Annotated in this window: 1 protein-coding gene and 1 pseudogene; one reads left to right on the forward strand and one right to left on the reverse strand. The window is 58.6% G+C overall.

Annotated elements, in window-relative coordinates:
• Positions 1–327 precede the first annotated feature (327 nt).
• Positions 328–792 carry a DUF6278 family protein gene (locus tag MMF96_RS19355; RefSeq protein WP_256884471.1) on the forward strand — a complete coding sequence of 155 codons (465 nt, stop codon included), beginning with the start codon at positions 328–330 and terminating at the stop codon, positions 790–792.
• A gap of 47 nt (positions 793–839) precedes the next feature.
• Here the strand turns inward: MMF96_RS19355 and MMF96_RS19360 are convergent.
• Positions 840–1,298: pseudogene (locus MMF96_RS19360) on the reverse strand (Clp protease N-terminal domain-containing protein); the annotation flags it as partial.
• Between the last annotated feature and the right edge of the window lie 82 nt (positions 1,299–1,380).

Below are 1,380 nucleotides of genomic sequence, written 5' to 3' on the forward strand. Positions count from 1 at the left end.
TTCAAAGATAGGTTGCGGTTGGTGCCAAGTATTGATTCGCGCCGTTGGAAGATATCTCAACGGTCCTGCACGTCAGCAGTGCCGACGTGTCCGTTAAAACAAGCAACCCCCATCTGCCGCAGCCAAGTCCGGGGGTCCAACCAACTGTCGGACATGAACGCCTGAATAATCAACAGGGTCATGCTGGAGGGCCGGTTGTTACTTCGCACCCCAATCTAGTGGTTGGCGGTGCGGAAAGCGAGCAGCCCAGGTAACCAGTCAAGGTTCCGTCATCGGACGCGATAATCTGGGCAACCCACGCGCTCGTGACAGGGCTAGGCTCTTGGCATGAGCGAGCCAGTCGAACCTGCCGAATCGTTGCAAGGCCTGCCGCCGGGACCCTCCCGGTATTACGGCGAGTACAAGCCATTTCGCCTGGCTGACCCGGCGCTTCCCATAACCAACATTGGTGGCTATGACGAACTGCTCCATTATTTTCTGGCACGAGGCCTCGAGCTGCCGCGCAGCATCGACGGCCTGGCGGCAATCGACGCCCTGATCGACAGTGCCGTTGACGTGGATGAGTTAGTCGCGCTTGTTCCTGCAATTGGCATGTTCTATGGAGATATGTTGACCCACACCATTTCCGGCGCACACTGGGAAACCCGGATTGGTGGATCCCTCATCGTTCGCGTCAGCAGATCCGATGCTGTTGAGGCCGTTGAAGTCGCACAACGGCGCCTCATTCACGCCCACCCAAGCCTCGTGCAAAACTACGCCCACGCTCTTGAGATCGTCAGTAACGACCAATAGCGCTGTACCCAGTCCGTTCTAGGTTCCGCCTTCGGTCAGCTGTCGTCGCCGGCGCCGTCGCCCTGGTAGCCAGCGAGTATCCGAATGATCTGTTGGCGGACCATATTGGGTTCGGCCCCAATTTGCACCAACACTTGCACAGCTACGCCTTCGCCCTCTCGGATCAGGCCCAACAGGATGTGCTCGCTGTCGATGTAGTTGTGTCCGAGCATCAGCGCTTCGCTAAGTGAGGACTCCAGCACCGACTTGGCATGGGAAGTGAATGGGGTACTTCCGTTGGGGGTCAGCTGTCCCTCCCCAACCCCAACGGTCGCCAGCACCTGTTCTCGGACGTCGTCGAGGTGGATTTTCGAGGATTCAAGGGCCTGCGCGGCAACGCCACCGCCTTCGCGGATGAGACCAACCAGGAGGTGCTCCGTACCGAAGTGATCGTGGTTGAGCATCCGTGCCTCTTCCTGGGCTAGGACAAGAACACGCCGAGCTCGATCCGTAAATCGCTCAAACATTTCGCCACCTCCTTGCCGCCGGTTAATCCGATGCTACCTAGCAACGGGCCAGCATGGGCTTTTTGTCCCGCAGGAGGTTCCC

It is taken from the genome of Arthrobacter sp. STN4, assembly GCF_024539665.1.
Lineage (GTDB): Bacteria > Actinomycetota > Actinomycetes > Actinomycetales > Micrococcaceae > Specibacter.